Source organism: Streptomyces sp. NBC_00483 (assembly GCF_036013745.1).
Lineage (GTDB): Bacteria > Actinomycetota > Actinomycetes > Streptomycetales > Streptomycetaceae > Streptomyces.
In genome coordinates this window covers 4324345-4344702 of record NZ_CP107880.1, presented here as the reverse complement: position 1 = coordinate 4344702, position 20358 = coordinate 4324345, and the positions used below count along the sequence as shown (strand labels likewise).

The window sequence follows — 20358 nt, the reverse complement described above, 5'->3', positions numbered from 1 at the left end:
GTGGTGCGGGCGGTTCATGCGGCGGCGGGAGCGTGGAGACTCAGGCCGTTGGTGACGGCGCGGCGCGCGTACGGCTCGGGCACACCGACCGCCACGGCCGCGTTCACGACCTGCTCGGCGAGCGCGTCCAGACCGCAGGGGCCGGGGCACTGCGCGTGCTGCCGGGCGAGGAAGCGGGCGACGGCGAACGCCTGTGTTCCGGCACCGGATTCGGGGTGCTCCGCGATCAGGGCCAGGCCGCGTTCCAGGCCGGTGCGGACGTAGCGCTCGGTGTGGCGGCAGCCGGTAGCCACCGACCGCTCCCACACGGCCGGAGAGATGGACGAAGAGGCCACGGCTCCGCGGGGCGGGGTGGCCTCTTCTGCCCGCACGGGCAGGGCGCGCACAGCGTCCGGCAGGCCGGTCATGGTTCCCGTGCCAGGGCCGAGCCAACGGGCATAGGCCATACGGGATTTGATGTCGACGCCGGGCCGTACGGCGTTGGCAGAGGGCATCGTCCCGAGGTAGAGCCAGTGTTCGCCGCGCGTCGTGGCGATGGTGCGGGTGGCGGGCAGGTTCAGCCGGGCCCATGCGATAGCGGCCGTGTCGTCGAGGTCCACGACCGTGAGACCGGCGCCGGCCGGGTGGTAGGCCACGGCTCGCGCCGCGTTCCACGGGGCCGACCAGGCAGGAGAGGTGAGCGTGTCCGGGTCGGCGGTGGCGGCGGCCCACCCGTGGCAGGGGGCGGCGCACCGGCAGGGGCCCGGCGTCTTCATGTGGGGCCGTCCACCGCACGCGTTGTGCGCGCAGTCCGGGCAGTTGCCGAACGGGACCTTGCCCGCGCGCAGCGGCAGCACCGGTACGCCCTTAGCGGCGAGCACGAGCGCGGTGGACAACGTGACGGGCAGTGGCGACGCGGTGTGGTCTCGCCGGAGCAGGGTCGGATGGGTCATGCTGGGGGTCTCCTGTTCTCTTGGAGGGACTGGGAGATCCGGGGCGGGGTGCAGGCTTGTGGTGAGACGGCACCCCGCCTCGGGCGTATCTAGAGGTCGTCGTCGGGGGCGGGGCCGCTGTAGCCGAGCGGGGCGAGCGCGCTGTGTGCGCGGTCCAGGTGCTCGGTGAGCGTCAGGGCGATGAGTGCTGCGGAGGCGAGCGCGGAACGCGTCTCCCCGATGTGCTCGTCGGCGTCGCCGTAGTCGGCCGTGACGTTGCCGGTCATGGCGAGCGTGTCCATGAAGGTGGAGAGCTGGTCGAAGCTCTGCGGAAGTCGCTGGGTGAGCATCTTGAGGGAGGCGACCACCTCGTACGCGTCGCTCGGGTAGACCAACTCGCCCTTGAGGAGCTGGGTTGCGTGGTTGAGGCTGCGGACCGCTTCAGCGGCCTGGTCCGCCAGTACGGCGGGGGTGGGGTGCGTGGTCATGCGGCGTTCTCCTCGACGGTGTTCGGCGTGTGGGTTCGGTGCTGGGGGAAGGCGATGACGGCCGCGCCGGGCTCGTTCTCCTCGGTCTGCGGCGCGGGGTGCGGTTCTCCGGGGCCGCCCGGCCCGCCCGGCGCCGTGGTGGCCGTCAGGGCGGCGGTGAGCGCGTCGTCGGCGTGGCGGGCGCGGGCGTGGCCGGTGAAGGCGATCGCGGCGAACAGGGCGGCCGGGGTGGCGAGCACGGCGGCGGCGATGAGGTCGCCGTTCATGACCGCTCCCGCTCCACGACGTCCAGGAGCTGGGGCAGCGTGCCGCCGAACTCGGCGAGGCGGTCGCGGATGGCCTGCCACGAGTGGGTGTCGATGCTCATGAGCGCGGCCACGGTGGCGGGCACGTCGCCGCGGGCGTGCGCTTCGAGCGCGGTTCGCAGTTCGCCGGCGGCCATCAGGGTCGGGTGCTGGGGCATGGCGTTGGTCCTCCTCACAGTTGCTGGAATGCCTCGATGACGGCGCTGGTGAGTTGGTTGATGGGTCCGGCCGCGCCGGTGGAGGCGAGGAAGAAGCCGAATCCGGCGGCGACGAACGCGCTGCCGTAGCCGACGGTCTTGGAGCGGAGCAGGAGGAGCAGCACGAGTCCGAACAGGGCGACGAGCGAGACGGTGAGGGCCATGGGTCATCCCCTCTTGTTCGCGAACGGGTGGGCGGGGGTGGTGGGGGTCTGGTGCTGGCCCTCGCGGTAGATGCGCAGCCAGAGGTTGAACAGGTGGCGGCCGACGCGTATCCGCTTGCCGTAGCCGTGGCAGCGGCGGCAGTCCTTGCCGCGCTTCGGGCGGCCTTTGCGGTCGGTCTTGATGGCGTGGCCCATGCCGTGGCAGCGGCGGCAGTCGCCGTACGGGCTGCCTGCACACACGGCGACGTAACCGAGCGTGACGATGAGTAGGCAGGCGCTAGCAGCAAGCAAGGGGGTCATGGAATGCCCTCCAGGCAGGTTTTCGGGGATTCCCGCAGGTGAGGTGCTAGATACGAGTTCCCTGATCAGACAGGGAATGGGGTGCTAGCGGGGCTGCTAGGTCTAGCAGCGCGGGGGTGCTAGACCTAGCAGCCGTACGCGCCCCCCTCGGAGCTACTTTCCGTCACGCTCCGCGACGGACTTGAGGACGTCGGCGCGGGCGATGCCGCGCCGGGTGGTGCCCTTGCCCTTGTCGGTGGTGCCCCAGACATCCAAGGCGCTCACGCCGTGCGGGCGCAGGTTCTTCGCGACCGTCTCGGCCTTCCAGCCGCTGTAGACCTCGGGGCGCAGGGCGGCGAGGCGGGTGGCAACCTTCTCGTTCCACACCTTCTCCTCGTCGACCGCCACAACCTGGAGCACATCGGCGAGCAGGTCGAACCCGGCCTCGCCGGTCTCCGGCTGCTGGCCGATGGCGTGGCCGGTGACGTTGCCGTACTCCTCGCGCATCTTCCGCGCGCGGGCCACGACCTGTTCGGCGCCGACGGCGTCGACGAACGCGGAGGCCACGATGCGCGGGTCGTCGCCCTCGCCGGCCATCCAGCAAATGCCGCGGTCGGTGCGGGAGAACATCGTCGCCCGGTATCCGGCCTTGTACATCGAGGTGCCCAGCACCATGTCGTTGGCGGGCTGGCCCATGACCTTCAGGCAGAACCGCAGCACGGCATTGGCGCTGATGCCGGTGGGCAGCGACTGCGCGTCGGGGCGCTGGGTGCCGAACAGCATCGTCATTCCGAGCGCGGGGCCGCGCTTGCCCAGGTCAGTGGCGATTTCCTCGATCTCCTTCCCGTACTTCTCGTGCTCGAAGGGGACCTGGCACTCGTCGAATCCGGCGACGATCGGGTGCAGCCCGAGCGTCTTGTCGTTGGCCAGCTCGGGCGTGACCTTCGACTCCGGGCAGCGCGAGCGCGGCAGCGACTTGATGACCTTCGCGCGGCGGCGCAGCTCTGCGCGCAGTTCGCGCAGGGCGTGCAGGACGTATTCGATGTCCTCGTCCTCGTCGCCGGCCCGGTAGCGGTGGCAGATCGGTTCCAGGGCGCCGAAGTCGCCGGTGCCCTTGAAGTCGAACGCGTGGACTTCCGCGCGCGGGTCGAGTGCGGCGATGAGCAGGAACAGCCGCATCAGGAACGTCTTGCCCATGCGGGGGATCGAGCCGACCACGACGGAGGCGAACATGAGGGTGACGTCCACGTCTCCCATGCGCTGGTCGTTGCCGAACACGACCGGCTTGAACAGGTCGACGCTGCCCGACTTCAGCAGCGGCCACGCGGGCTTGGTGGTCTCGTTCATCGGCTTGTCCCCGACCCACAGGATGAGTCGGCCCTCGTGCTCGGTGGGGTCGGCCGACGGCCACACGCAGCCGACCTTGCGGCGCAGGCCGGAGGCGAGTGCCTTGCGGGATTCCATGATGTCCTCCGGGGTGACGCCCCAGGGGAGGTCGAGGTCGGCGCGGTAGCCGGGGCCGTCGCGGGTGACCTCGGAGGTGAAGCGCATGCCGTTCATGTCGCCGCCCTTCTTGATGGCGGCGGTCAGCTTGGCGTTGCCGATGTTGTCCAGGGCGCGCAGCACGATCGGGTGCGTCAGCTTCTGCAGCTCGGTCTTCAACACTGCGCGGCTGATCACCGGCTCGTCGATGGTGCCGCCCTTGAACCCGGCGACGAGCACGGCGGCCGAGGCGAACAGCACGAGCATGCCCGGCGCGAGCACGTAGGCGGCCAGCGCCAGCGGCACCCCGATGAGGCCGGCCATCGCCATGACCAGCATCCGCAGCCGCACGCGGCGGTCGCGTTGGCGGGACAGCTTCAGGTACTCGCCGGTGTTCTCGTGCTCCACCTCGTAGGCGCGCAGCGGGGCCGCTTCGGCGTCCCACACCCACCGGTTGGTCTGCGAGACCAGCCGGGCAGCGCCGCGCGGGGCGTCCATGGACAGGCGCAGCGCGTACCAGGGGGTGCGGATGCCGTGGAACACCGTGGCGTACAGGGCGTTGCCGCTCGCGCGCTGCACCGTGGACACGAAGCCCGGCTTGGAGGTCAGCCAGGACGGCAGGATCGGCTTGCGCTTGAAGGTGGTGATTCCCGGCTTGGGCAGGTTGGGCGGGTCGACCAACTTCGGCGGCGTCGAGTCGGTCGACTCGTCGTCGTCCTCGTCGGCCGACTCAACGGCGGTCGCGTCGGTCGACTCGTCGGGCACGGAGTCGGGCGACTCGATTGCCGTGCGGTCGGCCGACCCGGTGCGGGCGCTGCGCGCCTTGTCGAGGTCGACTACCTCGCCGCCGGAGTCGGCGTTCATCTCGGCTTCGAGGTGCTCGAAGAACTCGTGATTCTCGTCGGGGTGATTCACTGAAATTCCTCCGCTTCAGGGTGTGAGGGATCGCGGGCCCGGTCGTCGCTGTGAGAGGTGGGCGACCGGGCCCGTTGCGCACGTACGAGTCGGGGACAGGGCGACTACAGGTCGCGCCAGATCGTGGGCGAGACCTCGAAAACGGCTGTGCGGGAGATCTGCCGGAAGCCGGTGTGGACGCCCTCGCGAACCCAGACCACGAACCACTCACGGCCGTCGCGGTCGGTGGTGCGGTAGACGTGCGCCCGCGCCCCGTAGGCGACCCTGCGCAGAGCCAGGAACCGCACTTGGCCGGCGGGCAGCGGGCCGACGGTCGTCAGCACCTCGCCCGGCCCACCCTCGGTGTGCGTCCACTGCCGACCCTGCGCCATCGGCACACGCGGCCGGCGACGGAACAGATCGGTGAACGTCAGGCTCATGCCGCCCGCTCTCCGGCGACCTGGCGCGGGGCCAGGTCGCTCCAGCCGTCGACGACCTCGTTGCGTCCGGGCGCCTGGTCGTCGCTGGTGATGGGCATCTGGAGGCCGATGAAGTCCGCGCCGCAGGCCACCACGAGCGGTTTGCGAGGGCCGGAGCACCACACGGTCAGCGGCTCATTGCGCTCGGCGCCACGGGCCCGGCCCCAACGGGCGAGCATCGTCGGGTTGACTCGGATCTCGCGCCGCATGTCCGGTGTCTGGCCGATGTGGTCGGCGAGCAGCGTGCGCCAGGTACCGCGCTGCCAGAACTCGGACAGCGGGCCGTCGACGGCGGGAACCTCCAGGCGCTGTCCGTTGGCGCGCACGGTCAGCGACTCACCACCCCACACGTCCCGCTCGCGCTCCAGCACCAGCGGAGTGCGGCGGTTGAGGCGGGCGAACGCCCGCAGCAACTTCAGGTCCTGCGCGCCGATCAGCACCGACCACGGGCGGGCCGGGCCCTGCTCCAGTCGGCGGCGGGAGACGGCGAGGGTGTAGCGGTCGGTGGCCACCGCGTAGAGGAAGGCGCCGCGGGCCTCGAAGTAGACGCCGTGCATCAACGGCAGCGTCTTGTCCTGGCTCATGTGGTCGCTGACCTGCTCCAGCAGGTAAGGGAAATCATGGATCGGGCCAATCATTTGATGTCCTCTCCAGTGCTCAGCTAGAACAGGCCCGGCGCCTCGGCGGCGGGCGAGGAGATGGCACGCCGGGCGCGGCGTGCGGCGGCGGCGTGGCAGTCCGGGCACCACGCCACCAACTCGGCGGCGGGCAGCGCGGCGGCCGTCACGGCGGAGGCAAGCGGGTCGACCGGGGCGGCGATGAGGCGGACCCGGCGGCCGTGCTTGCTGGTGTATCCGTCGTGCTCGTGCAGGCACCGGCCCTCGCCCTTGGCGTGGGGGGTCCCGCACTGCCCGGTGCACTGGCAGCGGAACCCTGCCGCTGCCATCACGGGGCGCCATGTCGTGGTGCCGGTCAGGGGCTCGCTCATGCCGCCACCTCCTCCGCCGTGTCGTCGGTGTCGACGGCGTGCAGCGGCGTGTGTGCGCGTTCGGCGGTGAGCGTGTCGCGGACCTGGCGGGCTTGCTTGGCGCCGCAGTGCAGTTCCTTGCGCAGCGCCTCAGCGTTGACGTCCGCGTCCGACCACGAGCCGGTGACCTTGCGGGCCTCGGCGAGCAGGTCGTCCAGGCCGCGCCGGGTAGGCGCCTTGGCGGCAGAACGGCGGCGCGGGGCTGGGGCCTTCCGCGGAGCGGGCGCCGGCGCCTCTTGCTTCGGCGGTTCCGGCTGCTCGGGTTCCGGCTCGGCGCCGGGGGCAAGGTCCCCGAGCTTGAGCAGGACGCGTGCGCGCCGTGGCGTCTTCGAACGCCACATGCGGCCGTGCTGTTCGCGCAGGTCCGCGCGGGCCAACTGCCGTTCCCGCTCACGGGCGAGTGCATCGGCGTAGGAGGTGATCTCCCACAGCGTCATGCGCCGCCACAGCGTGAAGGTGGGCCAGGGGGCGAGCAGCCACCGCGTCCACCGGATCTTGTCCATCCGGCGGCCGGTGACCGCGCCGATCCGTACGGCGTAGATGTGGGCGCCGATCTCGGAAAAGACCACCCACAGCAGCGGCATCGTGCCGTGCGCCAGCTTGGCCCACATCCCATGTCCGGCAGCGACGTTCAGACCGCAGGTGACCAGGGTGAGCAGCCAGGGCACGCAGCGCACCCACGCCAGCGCCATGTCCATCCGGATCAGCAGCAGGTTGGCGACGGTGAACACCGGAATCGCCACGTCGATACCGACCGGCAGCATCCACGGCTGCTCGAACCCCCACCGCAGCGCGGCAGAGGATACGGCGTCGAACGAGGCGAGGAAGCCGAGCGAGCCGACGCCGGCCGCCGCAGCGGCACCGACCCCAGCAAGGCCCAACTCGGGGCGCGTCAGCGGCGGAACGGCCGGACGCTCGATGGTCTCGGGAGCGCTCATGCTGCGGCCTCCTCCACGATCGATACGGGGTTGACCAGGCCGGTCAGGGTGGCGATGTCGTCGCCGGTGAGTACGGTCTGTTCGTCCATGGCGTGGGCCACGGTGCGGATCTCGCGCCACAGGTAGCCGACCTTGCGGCGGGCCATCCCGCGCACCATCGACCACGACTTGCCGCCCTCGGGAACGTGGTCCGCGCTGATGGCGAAGCCGTGCTCGGTGAGGGTGTCGATGGCCTGCTCGCGGTCGTGCACGGCGGCGCAGGCCGCGGCCCGTTCCGGCGTCCACAGGCCGTAGGCCATCAGGTAGTTGACGTGGGCGACCTGCCCGGCAGCGGCCACCGCGGCGAAGCGCCACGGCGAGGTGTTGTTCGCCTGCCAGGCGGTGTTGCCGGTCACGGCCCACTTGTCGTTCTCGGGCATCCAGGCGATGACCTCGCTGGAGTGCACGGTCATGCCGTAGGCCATCGCGAGCACGGCGTGCCCGGCCTCGTGAAAGGCCATCCCCAACCGGGCCTGCTCGTAGCCGAGCGGCATGTCGAGGACCGGGCGCGGATTGCCCTTGTGGTCGGCCAGAACCTCGGGGGCCGGAGCGGCGGCCATCATGCGGCCACCCCCTTGCGAGCACCACGACGGCGGGCGACGGGACGGGCCAGCGGGAGGACGTTGCCCAGCTCCGGCACGTATGCGTCGAGGGTGTCGGCGGCGAGGCGGGTCGCGTCGTCGACCAGGTGCGGGTTGTCGGCGAGGATGTCGCGCGCCGCGTCCTGGCGGGCCGCGCGCTCCTCCTCGCTCTCGCCTTCCACTCCGAGCCACAGTTCGACCGGGGTGCCGAGGGCGAGTTCGATGTAGTCGTCAGCGGAGACGACCTGGTGGGTACCGACGAAAGACTTCATGGCGAAACTCCTGATGGGAGGGACTGGAAGGGGCCGGGACGGGGGCAGGCGGTGGTGAGACGGAACCCCGCCCGGCAGGTACGGAAGCGCGAGGGCGTCAGGCGCGGACGCGGCCGGAGAGGCTGTGCGCGCTGACGTGCAGGTGGCGGCCACCACGGACGCGGACGTCGCCGGACGTGGTGTTGGCGCGGACGGTGCCGGTCGCCGACCCGGTGGCCTGGACGTCGATGTCGCCGGAAGTGGAGTTCAGGTCGGCGTCGCGTCCCTCGTACAGGTCGACGCTCAGATCACCGGAGACCGTGCGAGCCGAAATCCGGTCGGCGATGCGGCCGGCGCTGATGTCGCCCGAGGTGGAGTTGGCGACCAGGCTGTGAACGATGTCGGCGACCAGGTCGCCGGAGACGGAGCGGAACTCCAACTGGTCGACGGCGCCGAACACCTCGGCATCCGTGGAGGTGCCGACGACGGCCAGCGAGGAACGGGCGGGCAGGTGGACGCGGACCTCGATCGGGCTCACGGTCTGCATGCCGCTCGAACCACCGGAGATGACACGGCCGTTGACCATGGTCACGCCGGTCATCGTGCCGAAGTTCATGACGCCGCCGTGCTGCACGATCCGGCCGCCGCGGACGGACTGCGTCATCACGTTGTCCGGCAGCTTGGGCACCTCGATGGCGAGTGCCTGCCCGTTCTGCTCGGAGCGGGCGCGGTTGACCGCGTCGGCCGCCGGGCCGCTGGTGTCGGCGGTGTACAGCTCGATGCGGGCCGTGGTCAGCCGGTCGTCGACCTGCACACGAACCGTGCCGGTTGGGAGGGACAGGCCCAGAACGATCGGGCCGGAAGTCTGGGACACGAAGAGACGCTCTGCCATGACGAAGACTCCTGATGGGAGGGACTAGAGAGAGCCGGAACGGCCGCAGGCGTTGGTGAGACGACGGCGCATCCGGAAGCCCTGCCGCGAGCGCGGCGGGCGGGCGCCCCAGCCGGGAGTCGAACCCGGCCTTGCGACCATCGGGGCGATTTGGACAGAGGCAGTCAGGACAGACCGGCGATGGCCAACGCGGCGACGACCAGCGCGGTCAGGTGCGCGGTCTGGTCGACGTGGGCAGCGCCGCCGTGCTGGGCGAACCCGGCCTGACGGGCGAACGCCATCCAGCGGACAACCGGCCAACGCCGGTCGATGACGGCATGCGTGGCGCCGATCCAGATGACGCCGGCCGCCACCGCGATGAGGTTCAGGTCCAGATCGAGGACCGCGGCGCCGACCGCGAGCGCGGCCAGCGTGACGGCGACGTGGGTCAGGGCGTGGGAGAGGTTGGCGCGCCATCCGCAGGTGCCCGCCCCGGCCTTGTGCTTGGCCTGGTGGTCCGTCTGGAGCGGGTAGTCGGACAGCAGGTGAGCGACGTAGAGCAGGACGAACAGCGATGCGAACATGTGCGAACTCCCGGAAGAAGAAGGGGTATTCCGACTCCCCTCGGCGCTGCTCGTGCGAGACGAGCAGCGGAGGCAGCCGGCCGCCGCGCAAAGCGGCGAAAGCTGAGGTAGTGCGGTGTCTCCTTCGCGGGTGCCGCGCCCGTATCAGGTAGCGCGGCATGACCACGTTGTAGGCGTATGGAGACGTGACCTTTCGGTCTAAAGCCATCCGGTGAATGACAAGGCGCCGGTGCGCCTCGGCCCGCTCTGTCCCGGGCCCCTTGACGTCGAATCCGAAAACTCAACGCCCGTTCGTGCAGGTCAAACCACTTCCGCCCTGTATTTCCGGGCGGCTGCTTGCTAACTAGCTTGCACTAGTCTGCTGTGGTGCACAACCTCCGCGCAGTGATGCGCTCTAGTTCGCTGTGGTGGGTACGCTCAGAGCATGACTGTCACAGGAGGCCCGAAGCCCAAGGCGGTGCAGGTCGCGGACGCCCTGCGCGAGGACATCAAGAGAATGAAGCCGGGAGAAAAAATCCCGTCGCAGCGCGAACTGATGGACCGGTTCGGGTACGCCAGCCAGACCATCCAGAACGGGCTAGCTGCACTCCGGGCCGAAGGGTTGATCGTGTCGGCCGGCAACCTCGGCAACTTCGTCAGCGACGGGTCTGTGCCCGGCAATGACGTTCGCGACGACATCAAGGAAATTCGCTCCCAGCTCCAGACGTTGACTGAACGGCTCGAAGCGCTCGAATCCCGCTCCGTGCCGGGTGGTGCTTGATCTGAAGCCAGAATGTCGATCACGGAGGGTGTGGCATAAGTGACAGCCTGGGGGCAGAGGTGGAGGTCAGGGGACATGTCCAGTGACACCCCGCTGTCCCCTTCCCTGTCCCCCCTGCTCGCGGGAGAGACTCGGACTAGGCACTCAGAGGAGGGCGCATGACCGACGACAGGCCCGCATGGGCACGGCGCATTGCTGCCGAGCGGATGGCGCGCGACTGGTCGCAGCGAGATGCAGTCCGAGCCCTACGGGCTCACGCACCCACGGAGCTGCCCGCAGAGGACAGCATGATTCGCCAGTGGAAGCGCTGGGAGTCGGGCCAGGCGCCGAACGACTTCTATCAACCGATCATTGCGGAACTCTTCGGCACCGTGACGCACGCACTCTTTCCGGCGCCCTCGCGACGTGACGGCGGGAAAGAGATCCTTGCGGCGAGCGGCATGGAGACGCTGGAAATCGTCAGTCGCCTCAACAGGTCGGACGTCGACAGCGCGACTCTCGATGCTCTACGGATCACGACGGACCGGCTGTGCTCGGAATACCCCTTCATGCCCAGCGCTCAGCTCCTCATTGAGGGGCGGCAGTGGTTGCGACGGGTCGTCGAACTCCACAACAAGAGCCTCACCCTCTCCCAGCATCGCGAGGTTCTCGCACTGTCCGGTTGGCTCGCGCTGCTCGTCGGCTGTGTCGAGTACGACAGCGGAGAGCGGCATGCAGCGGAGTCGACCCGTCAGGCAGCGCTCTCGCTCGCGTCCGAAGCAGACCATGCAGAGGTGGCCGGGTGGGCTCATGAGATGCGGGCATGGTTCGCTCTCACCACTGGTGACTACCGCGGTGTAATCGCGGCGGCGCAAGCCGGCGCGGAGGTTGCGCCCAACCACAGCGTGGCAGTGCAACTCGCGGGCCAGGAAGCCAAGGCGTGGGCGCGTCTCGGCGACCGCCGACAGGTCGAGGTCGCCTTGGACAAGGGACGTCGACTGCTCGAAGGCATGCCGCACCCCGACAACCTCGACAACCACTTTGTCGTGGACCCCGCCAAGTTCGATTTCTACTCGATGGACTGCTACCGGCTGGTTGGTGAGGACAAGCTCGCGCGAACGCTCGCGGAAGAAGTCCTGAGGGCGGGAACGGACTTCGACGGAACCGAGCGCAGCCCTATGCGCAATTCAGAAGCGCGGGTCACGCTCGGCGTCACGGCCGCTCGTGAAGGCGACCTAGAACAGGCCCTGATGATGGGCGAACGCGCTCTGCAAGGCGACCGCCAATCGGTCCCCTCGCTCATCATGACCAGCCGCGAACTCGCTGCGGAGATGAAGCGCCGATACAGCTCCGAGCCAGCCGCTCAGGAGTACCTGGGGCACCTGCGCGCGCTCGGACAAGAGAAGCCCGGATTCCTTCCGCAGTAGCGTTCTGACCTCGCTTGTCCTCCTTCTGGGACAAGGTGACCGGGGCCGTCGCTGGGCCGTCCGAGGGCGGCCCAGGTTGACCAATAACGACCAACAAAAACGGGAGGGGTGCGGCCACGGCCGCGCCCCTCCCGTTCGTTTGCCCAGCTAGACCCAGGTGTCCAGCCACATCCGTGACCGCCACGAGTCGACCGGGATCGCGTCGCCTGTGTAGATCGGCCAGAAGTAGATGAAGTTCCACGCGATCAGCAGCACCAGGGCGCCCGCGGCCGCCGCGCCGATCACCCGCCGTCGCTCCGGTGAGCCCGGTTTGCCGATGATCGCGCCGAGCATCATCGCCAGGGCCAGGCAGAGGAACGGGGCGAAGACGACCGCGTAGAAGTAGAAGATCGTCCGCTCCTGGTAGTTGAACCAGGGGAGGTAGCCCGCCGCGATGCCGCACAGGATCGCGCCCGCCCGCCAGTCGCGGCGGAAGAACCAGCGCCACAGCACGTACAGGAGCGCGAAGCAGGCCGCCCACCACAGCAGCGGTGTGCCGAGGGCGAGGACCTCGCGGGCGCACTTCTCGGTGGCGTCGGCGGGGCAGCCCTGCGCGCCCGGCTTCGGCGACTCGTAGAAGTACGAGACCGGGCGGCCGTCGACCATCCAGCTCCACGGGTTCGACTGGTAGGTGTGCGGCGAGCTGAGCGTGGTGTTGAAGTTCCACACCTCGTGCTCGTAGTGCCACATGCTGCGCACCCAGTCCGGCAGCCAGGTGAAGGTGCCGCCCTTGCCGTCGGTCACCGCCCAGTTGCGGAAGTAGCCGCCGGAGCCGTCGGTGGGGGAGAGGATCCAGCCGAGCCAGGACAGCACGTACGTGGCGATGGCCACGGGGACGGTCGAGACGAAGGCGGGTGCGACGTCCCGCTTCAGGACCGCGCGGTACGGGCGCTCGGCGCCCGCCACCCGTCGCGAACCCACGTCCCACAGCACCGACATGAGGGCGAAGGCGGCCAGGAAGATGAAGCCGTTCCACTTCGTGGCGGCGCCTAGCCCGAGGCACAGGCCGGCCAGCAGCCGCCACGGCCGCCAGCCCAGGCGCAGCGTCTGTGCGACCTCGGCATCGGGGTGCGGCAGCCCGTACTCGTCCACCGGCAGCGCGGCGGCCAACTGCCCGCGCGTGCGCTCCCGGTCGAGCACCAGGCAGCAGAACGCCGCCACCACGAAGAAGACCAGGATCGAGTCGAGCAGCGCGGTGCGGCTCATCACGAACGCGAGCCCGTCCACGGCGAGCAGCGCGCCCGCTAGGCAGCCGAGGAACGTGGAGCGGAAGATGCGCCGCCCGATCCGGCAGACCATGAGCACGCACAGCGTGCCGAGGACCGCCGTCATGAACCGCCAGCCGAACGGGTCGAACCCGAACATCCACTCGCCGATGCCGATGACGTACTTGCCCACCGGTGGATGCACGACGTACGAGGCGTCGTGCGGGATCGGTACGTTTCCGCCCGTGGCCAGGATCTTGTCGTTGGCGTCCTTGGGCCAGTTCACCTCGAAGCCGCGGTGGATGAGCGCCCACGCGTCCTTCGCGTAGTACGTCTCGTCGAATATCACGGCCTTCGGGCTGCCCAGATTCCAGAACCTGGCGAGGCCCGCGACGAGCGTGACGAGCAGCGGCCCGACCCAGCCGACGATCCGCTCCGCCTGCGCGGCGGAGAACCGGCTCAGCCCGAAGGACGCCCACAGGCGCCCCCCGAGCGGCGGGAACGGCGGCACCAGGCGCGTGCCCACGTCTGAGCCTCTGGCCTGCGCCCGGTATCCGAACCTGCGCAGCCCGCGCAGCCACGACGACTGCTGCGGCTCCACGCTTGCGGCCTGCTCGGTCGGTGCGCTGGTCGGAGTCGCCCCGGACGACGACGCGGTACTGGTCACGCGCGCCATCGTAGGGAACACGACTGTGCGAGTGCCGTTCCCCGTGCCTGCGAGACTGGAAACGTGACTGGAACCGCAGAATCCCCCGAGTCCACCGGAACCCTCGTGCTCGCGGGCACGCCGATCGGTGATGTGGCGGACGCGCCGCCGCGGCTGGCCAAGGAGCTGGCCACCGCCGATGTCGTCGCCGCCGAGGACACCCGGCGCATGAAGCGGCTCACGCAGGCGCTCGGGGTGCAGGTCGGCGGGCGTGTCGTGTCGTACTTCGAGGGCAATGAGACCGCCCGTACGCCGGAGCTCGTCGAGGCGCTCGCCGGCGGGGCGCGGGTGCTGCTCGTCACGGACGCGGGGATGCCGTCCGTGTCCGACCCCGGGTACCGGCTGGTCGCGGCGGCCGTCGAGCGGGACATCCGGGTCACGGCCGTGCCGGGTCCGTCCGCCGTGCTCACCGCCCTCGCGCTCTCCGGGCTCCCTGTCGACCGCTTCTGCTTCGAGGGCTTCCTGCCGCGCAAGGCGGGCGAGCGGCTCTCCCGGCTCAAGGAGGTCGCCGAGGAGCGCCGCACCCTCGTCTACTTCGAGGCCCCACACCGCCTCGACGACACCCTCGCCGCGATGGCCGAGGCCTTCGGCGAGGACCGCCGCGCCGCCGTGTGCCGCGAGCTCACCAAGACGTACGAGGAGGTCAAGCGCGGCCCCCTGAAGGAGCTCGCCGAGTGGGCCGCCGAGGGCGTGCGCGGCGAGATCACGGTCGTCGTCGAGGGTGCGCCGGAGAAGTCCGCCGACGACCTCACCCCCGATGAGCTGGTGCGCAGGGTGCGGGTGCGCGAGGAGGCGGGGGAGCGCCGCAAGGAGGCGATCGCCGCCGTGGCCGCCGACGTCGGGCTGCCCAAGCGCGAGGTCTTCGATGCCGTCGTGGCGGCAAAGAATGCGGCGCGGACCGCCCCATAAGCGCGTAAAGGACTAACCTGAAAAGCAAAGCGAAGACCGCGCGGCAGGGCCGTTTCGGCAGGGAAAGGCCAAATCGGATCCAATAGTCGACAGACCTTTTGCGCGCGGCCCGGCGGAGGCGTCCACTGGTTGAAGGGGACGCACCCGTCCCCACGCTGCCGCAGGGCAGCGTTTGTCCAGCGGGCAAGAGGAGCTGGCATGAGCGAGTTCGCAGTCTCCAAGACAGCCATTGGTGCGCAGACGCCCCCGGTCCCGAATCGCAGCGCGGCGACATCCATCGTCCACGAGTCGTATTCGTTCGCCTGCATGCGGTGCGGGCACGGCTGGGAGCAGTCCTACGAGATCGAGCACCACGTCGACGGGGAGGGTGCGGAGTTCGTGATGTACGTGGTCGGGGGCGAGCGGGTGCCGTCGCCGCTGACCAGGCCCACGTGTGTGAACTGCGAGGGCCACGTCGTACGCATCATGCGCGCGGGCCGTGTCTCCTCGGCCCGTGACGCGCTGCAGCACCACCGCACCCCGCAGTCCGGCCCGGTGGACGTGCCGGAGCCGGGCGCCGCGGAGCGCGAGGGGCACCACCACTGGCATCTGTCGGACCTGCTGCACCCCTTCAGCCACCACCACAAGCGGGACGAGTGACACCGGCTTCGTAGGATCGGGGGCATGAGCCCCAGCACCAAAGACGTCACCCCGCCGCCGCTGCCAGCGCCCCTGGAGATCGAGGTCGCCGACTCCCACACCCACCTGGACATGCAGGAGGGCACCGTGGAGGAGGGCCTCGCCAAGGCGGCGTCGGTGGGTGTGACCACGGTCGTCCAGGTGGGCTGCGACCTCGCGGGCTCGCGGTGGGCGGCCTCCGTGGCCGAGGAGCACGCGTGCGTGCACGCGACCGTCGCCCTGCACCCCAACGAGGCGCCGCGCATCGTGCACGGCGACCCCATCGAGAGGGGCGGCCCCGAAGGGGCCTCGGACAAGGGTGGTGGTGGGAGACGGGCGGGATGGTCCCGGCAGGGGGCCAGGGAACCGCTCGGTGACGCGGGCCTGGACGAGGCCCTCGCCGAGATCGACCGGCTCGCCGCCCTCCCGCACGTGAAGGGCGTCGGCGAGACCGGTCTCGACTACTTCCGTACGGGCCCCGAGGGCAAGGCCGCGCAGGAGCGTTCCTTCCGCGCCCACATCGAGATCGCCAAGCGGCACGGCAAGGCGCTGGTCATCCACGACCGTGAGGCCCACGCTGATGTGCTACGCGTCCTGAAGGAGGAGGGCGCGCCCGAGCGCACCGTCTTCCACTGCTACTCCGGCGACGCGGACATGGCCCAAATCTGCGCGGAGAACGGCTACTTCATGTCGTTCGCGGGAAACGTGACGTTCAAGAACGCGCAGCCGCTGCGCGACGCGCTCGCGGTGGCCCCGCGGGAGCTGGTCCTGGTCGAGACCGACGCGCCCTTCCTCACGCCCGCCCCGTACCGCGGTCGGCCTAATGCCCCGTATCTCATTCCGGTCACGCTGCGCGCCATGGCCGAGGTCAAGGGCGTCACGGAGGGAGCCCTCGCGACGTCGGTCTCCGCCAACACCGCGCGTGCCTTCGATTACTGAGCGATAACGGTCACGGGCGCTCGCGTCCGCTCACCTTCGGGCAAAGTAGCCACGCAGAGTAGTCGGGGTGCTTTGGAGAGTGACCGACGCTCCGCTAGGTTCTGCTGGCCCGATCCGCCCCTCACCGGGGACCGGACACCTGTGAGTGGCCTGGAGCGTCGTCGTGAGCATTACGCCGCAGGAGACGTACGAGCGGTACGAGACGTACGAGCCGTACGAGCGGTACGAGACGTATGGGGAGCGCGGGGCGTACGAGGCCTACGAGGCCTACGAGGAGGGGACCCAGGTCCCCGCCTCCGCCTCCGCTCCCGCCCCTGCCGCCGCGCCGACCGGCGGGCGGGCCGCCGCGCGGCGTGCCGCACGCCGCAAGAAGGTGGCGCAGCGCCCCGAGTCGCTGCGCAGGCTGCTGCCGCAGGCGCTGGTCGTCGCGTTCCTCGCGGGCGGCACGTCCGCCTTCGTCGCCGACGACAAGGCGATCCACCTCAGCGTCGACGGCAAGGAGCGCACCCTGCACACCTTCGCCGACGACGTCACCGAACTCCTCGCCGAGGAGGGCGTGGACGTCGGCGACCACGACGTCGTGGCGCCCGGCGAGACGGCCGATCTGGCCAGCGGGGACGAGGTCGCGGTCCGGTACGGGCGCCCCGTCCGGCTCACCCTCGACGGGCAACGCCGCGAGGTGTGGACGACGGAGCGGACCGTGCACGGGGCGCTCAGACAGCTCGGGGTGCGGGCGGAGGGCGCCTACGTCTCGGCCTCCCGCTCCCAGCGCATCGCCCGCCACGGACTCGACCTCGACGTACGCACCGAACGCAGCGTCACGATCATGGCCGACGGCAACCGCCGCACCATCCGCACGAACGCGGCGACCGTGGGCGGGGCCGTCGAGGACGCGGGCGTCACGCTGCGCGGGCAGGACACCACGTCGGTGCCGCAGAGCAGCTTCCCGCGCGATGGGCAGGTCATCACGGTGATGCGGGTGACGGGGGAGAAGGAGGTCCGCGAGGAACCGATCCCCTACGCGACCGAGCGCACGGAGGACGCCTCGCAGTTCCAGGGCACGGAGGTCGTCACGCAGGCCGGTGAGCCCGGCATGAAGCGGGTCACGTACTCGGTGCGGACCGTCAACGGGGTCCGGGGGAAGCCGCGGCGCGTGCGGCAGGAGGTCGTGCGGGAGCCGCGTACGCAGCAGGTCAGGGTGGGTACGAAGCCGATGCCGACGTCCGTGGCCGGGGCGGACTCCCTCAACTGGTCCGGGCTCGCGGCGTGTGAGTCGGGCGGTCGGCCGGGAGCCACGGACGCGACCGGCACCTACGGGGGCCTCTACCAGTTCGACACGCAGACGTGGCAGAGCCTCGGCGGCTCGGGGCGCCCCCAGGACGCGCCTGCCGCGGAGCAGACGTACCGGGCGAAGCGGCTTTACGTCAGCCGTGGGGCCTCCCCCTGGCCCCACTGCGGGGCGCGTCTCTAGCGGTGGCGGCACGGGGGTTACGGCCTCGGGGCTCCGCCCCGGACCCCGCTGCTCAAGCGCCGCAGGGGCTTGAATTGCCCACCCGCAGGCAATGGCCCGGCTCCCGCCCATTTCCCACCCACCCGCCCCCTCCGGGGGCGTAGGCCGCACGGGGTGCCGCCACCACCTTGGGCGATCCGCCGGCAACCACGGCTCCCCACCCCCTGCGGTCAACCGCACCCGCCTTGGGCCATCCGCCGCCTGGGACGGTTCCCCACCCGTTGCGGTCGACCGCCATCGCCTTGGGCAATCCGCCGCCTGGGGCGGTCCCCCACCCGTTGCGGTCGACCGCACCCGCCTTGGGCAATCTGCCGCCTGGGGCGGTCCCCCACCCGTTGCGGTCGACCGCACCCGCCTTGGGCAATCTGCCGCCTGGGACGGTCCCCCACCCGTTGCGGTCGACCGCACCCGCCTTGGGCAATCTGCCGCCTGGGACGGTCCCCCACCCGTTGCGGTCGACCGCACCCGCCTTGGGCAATCTGCCGCCTGGGGCGGCAGGGTGGGCAAGGCGGCACCCCGGTGCCGCGCACCTCTTACGGCGGGCCCCGCCCCGGCACAGCGACCGGGCCCCGGGACGGGCCGAAGCCCCCGGAGGGGGCGGGAGGGTGGGAGATGGCCGGGCACCGGCGCAGCCGGAAGGCACCGGTGCCGCGCAACCAGGACGGGAGGCGCCGACCACGGCACGGTAAGACCCCGGTGCCGCGCAACACGGGCGAAGGGCCCCACCCCGGCACAGCTACCCTTGAACGGTGAGCACCAGTGACCCCCAGGGCCCCCTCCTCGGCGCCGCGGACATCCGCGAACTCGCCGCGGCGCTGAACGTCCGGCCGACCAAGCAGCGCGGCCAGAACTTCGTGATCGACGCCAACACCGTCCGCCGCATCGTCCGCACCGCGGAAGTGACCGAGGACGACGCCGTCGTGGAGGTCGGACCCGGCCTCGGCTCGCTCACCCTCGCCCTCCTCGAAGCGGCCCGCCACGTCACGGCCGTGGAGATCGACGACGTACTGGCCGCGGCCCTGCCCGCCACCATCGCGGCCCGCCTTCCGGCCAAGAAGGACGCCTTCGACCTCGTCAACATCGACGCGATGCAGGTCACCGAGCTTCCCGGCCCGGCCCCCACCGCCCTCGTCGCGAACCTTCCGTACAACGTCGCGGTCCCCGTCCTGCTCCACATGCTGGAGAACTTCCCGACCATCGAGCGGACCCTCGTGATGGTGCAGGCCGAGGTCGCCGACCGGCTCGCCGCAGGGCCCGGCTCCCGCGTCTACGGCGTCCCGTCCGTGAAAGCCAACTGGTACGCGGAGGTCAAACTCGCCGGCCGGATCGGCCGCAACGTCTTCTGGCCCGCCCCGAACGTCGACTCCGGCCTCGTCTCCCTCGTACGCCGCACCGAGCCGATCCCCACCACCGCGTCCAGGCAAGAGGTCTTCGCGGTCGTCGACGCCGCCTTCGCCCAGCGCCGCAAGACGCTGCGCGCGGCGCTCGCCGGGTGGGCGGGTTCGGCGCAGGCCGCCGAGGAGGCCCTCGTCGCCGCTGGCGTCTCCCCGCAGGCGCGCGGCGAGGCGCTCACCGTCCACGAATTCGCCCGCATCGCGGAGGCCAAGCAGCAGTGACATCGGATACGTCGGTGACCGTACGCGTACCCGCCAAGGTCAACGTCCAGCTCGCGGTCGGCGGCGCCCGCCCCGACGGCTTCCACGACCTGGCGAACGTGTTCCTGGCCGTGGGCCTCTACGACGAGGTGACGGTGTCGGAGGCGGACGCCTTCGAACTCACCTGCACGGGACCCGGTTCCGGCCAGGTCCCCCTGGACCGTACGAACCTGGCCGCGCGCGCCGCGTACGCCCTGGCGGCGCGGCACGGCCTCGGTGAACCCACCATCCGTATCCACATCGCCAAGGACATCCCGGTCGCCGGCGGCATGGCGGGCGGCTCCGCGGACGCGGCGGGCGCGCTCGTGGCCTGCGACGCGCTCTGGGGCACGAACGCGTCCCGTGAGGAACTCCTCGACATCTGCGCCGAGTTGGGCAGCGACGTGCCGTTCAGCCTGGTCGGCGGGGCGGCGCTCGGTACGGGGCGGGGCGAGAAGCTCGAACTCCTCGACGTGGGCGGGGAGTTCTGGTGGGTGTTCGCGGCGGCGGACGGCGGCCTGTCGACCCCGGCCGTCTACCGCGAGTTCGACCGCCTCAGCCCCGACGCTCCCGACCCCGTCGCCGCGCCCGCCCTTCTGGAGGCGCTGCGCACCGGCGACGTCGAGGCGCTCGCGGCCACGGTCACGAACGACCTCCAGCCCGCGGCGCTCTCCCTCTTCCCGTCCCTGAAGGACACGCTTGACGCCGGTACGTCGGCGGGGGCGCTGGCCGCGCTGGTCTCCGGCTCGGGCCCGACGACGGCGTTCCTCGCGGCGGACGAGGCCTCAGCGCGACGCGTGGCCGCGGGCTTGGCGGAGGCGGGCGTGTGCCGCACGGCCCGCGTGGCCTCCTCCCCGGCCCCGGGCGCGACACTCCTCTGACTCGGCACGGGGCCCGGGGCAGAGCCCCGATCTTTCAGCGCGGGGTCCGGGGCAGCGCCCCGTGGCGTGGGGACCGGCCGGGGTCCGGGGCAGCGCCCCATGGCGTAGGACCGGCCGCGGTCCGCGGCAGCGCCCCGCGGCGTAGGACCGGCCCAGGTCCGCGGCAGCGCCCCGTGACCGGCACCCCGGCGGCCCGCGCCGCAAAGGCACTCCCGCACCCCC

24 protein-coding genes are annotated in these 20358 nt (G+C 71.0%); 8 read left to right on the top strand and 16 right to left on the bottom strand.

Annotated features, from left to right (window positions below):
* Positions 1 to 14: 14 nt before the first annotated feature.
* The 15 genes from OHA73_RS19160 to OHA73_RS19090 form a co-directional block, all read right to left on the bottom strand.
* Positions 15 to 932 carry a DNA primase gene (locus tag OHA73_RS19160; RefSeq protein WP_327655642.1) on the bottom strand — a complete coding sequence of 306 codons (918 nt, stop codon included), beginning with the start codon at positions 930 to 932 and terminating at the stop codon, positions 15 to 17.
* Positions 933 to 1021: 89 nt separating this feature from the next.
* The gene (locus OHA73_RS19155; RefSeq protein ID WP_327655641.1) at positions 1022 to 1399 is read right to left on the bottom strand and encodes a hypothetical protein; all 378 of its coding nucleotides are present in this window, start codon (positions 1397 to 1399) and stop codon (positions 1022 to 1024) included.
* A complete protein-coding gene (locus OHA73_RS19150) occupies positions 1396 to 1665 on the bottom strand; it encodes a hypothetical protein (RefSeq protein WP_327655640.1) in 270 nt (89 codons plus the stop codon). The genes OHA73_RS19155 and OHA73_RS19150 overlap by 4 nt, the downstream gene beginning before the upstream one ends.
* Positions 1662 to 1862 carry a hypothetical protein gene (locus tag OHA73_RS19145; RefSeq protein WP_327655639.1) on the bottom strand — a complete coding sequence of 67 codons (201 nt, stop codon included), beginning with the start codon at positions 1860 to 1862 and terminating at the stop codon, positions 1662 to 1664. Before OHA73_RS19145 ends, OHA73_RS19150 begins: the two co-directional genes overlap by 4 nt.
* 14 nt (positions 1863 to 1876) lie before the next feature.
* Positions 1877 to 2065: a hypothetical protein gene (locus OHA73_RS19140; protein WP_327655638.1), complete on the bottom strand. Its 189-nt coding sequence runs from the start codon at positions 2063 to 2065 to the stop codon at positions 1877 to 1879.
* Positions 2066 to 2068: 3 nt separating this feature from the next.
* Positions 2069 to 2365, bottom strand: a complete 297-nt coding sequence (locus OHA73_RS19135) for a hypothetical protein (protein ID WP_327655637.1) — start codon at positions 2363 to 2365, stop codon at positions 2069 to 2071.
* A gap of 153 nt (positions 2366 to 2518) precedes the next feature.
* On the bottom strand, positions 2519 to 4741 hold the full coding sequence (locus OHA73_RS19130; RefSeq protein WP_327655636.1) for a cell division protein FtsK: 2223 nt from the start codon (positions 4739 to 4741) through the stop codon (positions 2519 to 2521).
* Positions 4742 to 4845: 104 nt separating this feature from the next.
* Positions 4846 to 5160 (bottom strand): hypothetical protein, encoded by a 315-nt coding sequence (locus OHA73_RS19125; protein WP_327655635.1) that lies wholly within the window; start codon positions 5158 to 5160, stop codon positions 4846 to 4848.
* The gene (locus tag OHA73_RS19120; RefSeq protein ID WP_327655634.1) at positions 5157 to 5837 is read right to left on the bottom strand and encodes a DNA polymerase III subunit beta family protein; all 681 of its coding nucleotides are present in this window, start codon (positions 5835 to 5837) and stop codon (positions 5157 to 5159) included. Before OHA73_RS19120 ends, OHA73_RS19125 begins: the two co-directional genes overlap by 4 nt.
* 23 nt (positions 5838 to 5860) lie before the next feature.
* Positions 5861 to 6187 (bottom strand): hypothetical protein, encoded by a 327-nt coding sequence (locus OHA73_RS19115; RefSeq protein WP_327655633.1) that lies wholly within the window; start codon positions 6185 to 6187, stop codon positions 5861 to 5863.
* Entirely contained in the window at positions 6184 to 7164 is a 981-nt protein-coding gene (locus OHA73_RS19110; protein WP_327655632.1) for a DUF2637 domain-containing protein, read from the bottom strand. Before OHA73_RS19110 ends, OHA73_RS19115 begins: the two co-directional genes overlap by 4 nt.
* Positions 7161 to 7766, bottom strand: a complete 606-nt coding sequence (locus OHA73_RS19105) for a hypothetical protein (protein ID WP_327655631.1) — start codon at positions 7764 to 7766, stop codon at positions 7161 to 7163. The genes OHA73_RS19110 and OHA73_RS19105 overlap by 4 nt, the downstream gene beginning before the upstream one ends.
* Positions 7763 to 8056, bottom strand: a complete 294-nt coding sequence (locus OHA73_RS19100) for a hypothetical protein (protein WP_327655630.1) — start codon at positions 8054 to 8056, stop codon at positions 7763 to 7765. Before OHA73_RS19100 ends, OHA73_RS19105 begins: the two co-directional genes overlap by 4 nt.
* 97 nt (positions 8057 to 8153) lie before the next feature.
* Entirely contained in the window at positions 8154 to 8927 is a 774-nt protein-coding gene (locus OHA73_RS19095) for a DUF4097 family beta strand repeat-containing protein (protein WP_327655629.1), read from the bottom strand.
* A 164-nt stretch (positions 8928 to 9091) separates the two neighbouring features.
* On the bottom strand, positions 9092 to 9490 hold the full coding sequence (locus OHA73_RS19090) for a DUF3307 domain-containing protein (protein ID WP_327655628.1): 399 nt from the start codon (positions 9488 to 9490) through the stop codon (positions 9092 to 9094).
* A gap of 424 nt (positions 9491 to 9914) precedes the next feature.
* Between OHA73_RS19090 and OHA73_RS19085 the strand changes: the two genes are divergently transcribed.
* Positions 9915 to 10250, top strand: coding sequence for a winged helix-turn-helix domain-containing protein (locus OHA73_RS19085; protein ID WP_327655627.1), 336 nt, complete (start codon positions 9915 to 9917; stop codon positions 10248 to 10250).
* Between the two features lie 158 nt (positions 10251 to 10408).
* Entirely contained in the window at positions 10409 to 11656 is a 1248-nt protein-coding gene (locus tag OHA73_RS19080) for an XRE family transcriptional regulator (RefSeq protein ID WP_327655626.1), read from the top strand.
* 147 nt (positions 11657 to 11803) lie between these two features.
* Here the strand turns inward: OHA73_RS19080 and OHA73_RS19075 are convergent, their stop codons facing one another.
* Positions 11804 to 13567, bottom strand: coding sequence for a dolichyl-phosphate-mannose--protein mannosyltransferase (locus tag OHA73_RS19075; protein WP_327655625.1), 1764 nt, complete (start codon positions 13565 to 13567; stop codon positions 11804 to 11806).
* A 63-nt stretch (positions 13568 to 13630) separates the two neighbouring features.
* Here OHA73_RS19075 and rsmI point away from each other — a divergent pair, with 63 nt between their 5' ends.
* The 6 genes from rsmI to OHA73_RS19045 all read left to right on the top strand — a co-directional run bounded on the left by rsmI (position 13631) and on the right by OHA73_RS19045 (position 20136).
* On the top strand, positions 13631 to 14515 hold the full coding sequence (gene rsmI / locus OHA73_RS19070) for a 16S rRNA (cytidine(1402)-2'-O)-methyltransferase (RefSeq protein WP_267070154.1): 885 nt from the start codon (positions 13631 to 13633) through the stop codon (positions 14513 to 14515).
* A 198-nt stretch (positions 14516 to 14713) separates the two neighbouring features.
* Complete coding sequence (locus tag OHA73_RS19065; RefSeq protein WP_266711086.1) at positions 14714 to 15154, top strand: hypothetical protein; 441 nt, start codon at positions 14714 to 14716, stop codon at positions 15152 to 15154.
* Positions 15155 to 15178: 24 nt separating this feature from the next.
* On the top strand, positions 15179 to 16111 hold the full coding sequence (locus OHA73_RS19060) for a TatD family hydrolase (RefSeq protein WP_327655624.1): 933 nt from the start codon (positions 15179 to 15181) through the stop codon (positions 16109 to 16111).
* A gap of 163 nt (positions 16112 to 16274) precedes the next feature.
* Complete coding sequence (locus OHA73_RS19055; protein ID WP_327655623.1) at positions 16275 to 17582, top strand: ubiquitin-like domain-containing protein; 1308 nt, start codon at positions 16275 to 16277, stop codon at positions 17580 to 17582.
* Positions 17583 to 18370: 788 nt separating this feature from the next.
* Positions 18371 to 19237, top strand: coding sequence for a 16S rRNA (adenine(1518)-N(6)/adenine(1519)-N(6))-dimethyltransferase RsmA (gene rsmA / locus OHA73_RS19050; protein WP_266711080.1), 867 nt, complete (start codon positions 18371 to 18373; stop codon positions 19235 to 19237).
* Entirely contained in the window at positions 19234 to 20136 is a 903-nt protein-coding gene (locus OHA73_RS19045) for a 4-(cytidine 5'-diphospho)-2-C-methyl-D-erythritol kinase (RefSeq protein ID WP_327655622.1), read from the top strand. Before rsmA ends, OHA73_RS19045 begins: the two co-directional genes overlap by 4 nt.
* The last annotated feature ends 222 nt before the right edge of the window (positions 20137 to 20358 follow it).

Excerpts from the sequence above, each read along its gene's own strand:
- OHA73_RS19080 (WP_327655626.1), top strand. The coding sequence starts at position 10,409 with ATGACCGACGACAGGCCCGCATGGGCACGGCGCATTGCTGCCGAGCGG.
- OHA73_RS19115 (WP_327655633.1), bottom strand. The coding sequence starts at position 6,187 with ATGAGCGAGCCCCTGACCGGCACCACGACATGGCGCCCCGTGATGGCA.
- OHA73_RS19155 (WP_327655641.1), bottom strand. The coding sequence starts at position 1,399 with ATGACCACGCACCCCACCCCCGCCGTACTGGCGGACCAGGCCGCTGAA.
- OHA73_RS19100 (WP_327655630.1), bottom strand. The coding sequence starts at position 8,056 with ATGAAGTCTTTCGTCGGTACCCACCAGGTCGTCTCCGCTGACGACTAC.
- OHA73_RS19140 (WP_327655638.1), bottom strand. The coding sequence starts at position 2,065 with ATGGCCCTCACCGTCTCGCTCGTCGCCCTGTTCGGACTCGTGCTGCTC.
- OHA73_RS19060 (WP_327655624.1), top strand. The coding sequence starts at position 15,179 with ATGAGCCCCAGCACCAAAGACGTCACCCCGCCGCCGCTGCCAGCGCCC.
- OHA73_RS19095 (WP_327655629.1), bottom strand. The coding sequence starts at position 8,927 with ATGGCAGAGCGTCTCTTCGTGTCCCAGACTTCCGGCCCGATCGTTCTG.
- OHA73_RS19110 (WP_327655632.1), bottom strand. The coding sequence starts at position 7,164 with ATGAGCGCTCCCGAGACCATCGAGCGTCCGGCCGTTCCGCCGCTGACG.
- OHA73_RS19145 (WP_327655639.1), bottom strand. The coding sequence starts at position 1,862 with ATGCCCCAGCACCCGACCCTGATGGCCGCCGGCGAACTGCGAACCGCG.
- OHA73_RS19085 (WP_327655627.1), top strand. The coding sequence starts at position 9,915 with ATGACTGTCACAGGAGGCCCGAAGCCCAAGGCGGTGCAGGTCGCGGAC.
- OHA73_RS19160 (WP_327655642.1), bottom strand. The coding sequence starts at position 932 with ATGACCCATCCGACCCTGCTCCGGCGAGACCACACCGCGTCGCCACTG.
- OHA73_RS19120 (WP_327655634.1), bottom strand. The coding sequence starts at position 5,837 with ATGATTGGCCCGATCCATGATTTCCCTTACCTGCTGGAGCAGGTCAGC.
- OHA73_RS19125 (WP_327655635.1), bottom strand. The coding sequence starts at position 5,160 with ATGAGCCTGACGTTCACCGATCTGTTCCGTCGCCGGCCGCGTGTGCCG.
- OHA73_RS19065 (WP_266711086.1), top strand. The coding sequence starts at position 14,714 with ATGAGCGAGTTCGCAGTCTCCAAGACAGCCATTGGTGCGCAGACGCCC.
- OHA73_RS19105 (WP_327655631.1), bottom strand. The coding sequence starts at position 7,766 with ATGATGGCCGCCGCTCCGGCCCCCGAGGTTCTGGCCGACCACAAGGGC.
- OHA73_RS19150 (WP_327655640.1), bottom strand. The coding sequence starts at position 1,665 with ATGAACGGCGACCTCATCGCCGCCGCCGTGCTCGCCACCCCGGCCGCC.
- OHA73_RS19090 (WP_327655628.1), bottom strand. The coding sequence starts at position 9,490 with ATGTTCGCATCGCTGTTCGTCCTGCTCTACGTCGCTCACCTGCTGTCC.
- OHA73_RS19135 (WP_327655637.1), bottom strand. The coding sequence starts at position 2,365 with ATGACCCCCTTGCTTGCTGCTAGCGCCTGCCTACTCATCGTCACGCTC.